The following is a 917-nucleotide window of genomic DNA, read 5'->3' as shown; positions in this document are numbered from 1 at the left end:
AAACGCCGAAACGTCATTGAACGCATGTTCTGCAAGCTGAAGAACTGGCGACGCGTCGCAACAAGATATGATCGCCACGCGCAAAACTATCTCTCCGGCCTCGCACTTGCCGCCATAATGATTTCATGGACCTGAATGAGTCCCCAACCTGGGCCTCGGGTCGGGGCAGGCGATGGCCGCGGCTTGCGCTTGGGCCTCGCCCTTCGCGTCATTGGCAGCGATGGGGGAGGCCGCCGCGGCCCGACGGGCTTTCGGCGAAGCGATCTTGGGCAGGGGTTTGCTGTGCGACATTTTCGAGGATCCTTCTTGCGTTGGGACGGCACGCGCCGTCACCACCACAACCCCGCCATGGCCGCATCGCCAGTGGGGCAGGTCAGCCAGACCAGGGGCACTTTCCTCGTTTCCACAGTGACGCTCTCTTCGCCGCGCGAGTCCACTCCTTTCTGCGATAAAGCCGGCTGTCGTTCCGCAGTTCGGATCGTCCAGCCGGGCGACCAGAGCGCTGATGGGGTTGCGCCGACGCTAGGGCGGCGCGTTGGTTGGCCGGTAGGGGCGCAGGGCGCGATCTGGCAGTCGATTTTACACGATCGGGCGAGCCCGGCATTCGCAGCGATCCTGCGGGACAAGGAGCGATCCTTTGAATTTCGACGTCCTCCTTCGCCGTCACCGCAGAAATCTACTGCTGCGGCCGCCGACGAGACAAGCTCGCGGCCGGGCACACGCGACTACACGACGATCTACTTTGCCGCACAAGTCCAAGCCAAACGAGTGACAGAATCGCCGCCCGTAAGTCTAGGTCCTGTTGACAAATACCCTCATCCATAGTCGGACGGCGGCGATGAGGACGAAGCCGCGGTAGCTTTCGGCGGTCTTGTCGTAGCGGGTCGCCAAGCGGCGCCAGTTTTTCAGTTTGTTGA

2 pseudogenes are annotated in these 917 nt (G+C 62.3%); one reads left to right on the top strand and one right to left on the bottom strand.

Features of this window, described 5'->3' with window-relative positions:
- Positions 1 to 135: pseudogene (locus tag CR492_RS20245) on the top strand (IS5/IS1182 family transposase); the annotation flags it as partial.
- A 657-nt stretch (positions 136 to 792) separates the two neighbouring features.
- On the opposite strand, the pseudogene CR492_RS20240 reads toward CR492_RS20245, so the two are convergent.
- Positions 793 to 917: pseudogene (locus CR492_RS20240) on the bottom strand (IS5 family transposase); the annotation flags it as partial.

Origin of the sequence: Methylocella silvestris (genome assembly GCF_002891535.1) — a bacterium.
Taxonomy (GTDB): domain Bacteria; phylum Pseudomonadota; class Alphaproteobacteria; order Rhizobiales; family Beijerinckiaceae; genus Methylocapsa; species Methylocapsa silvestris_A.
Note: the sequence above shows the minus strand (reverse complement) of the source record. Positions and strands in the feature narration are given on the sequence as shown.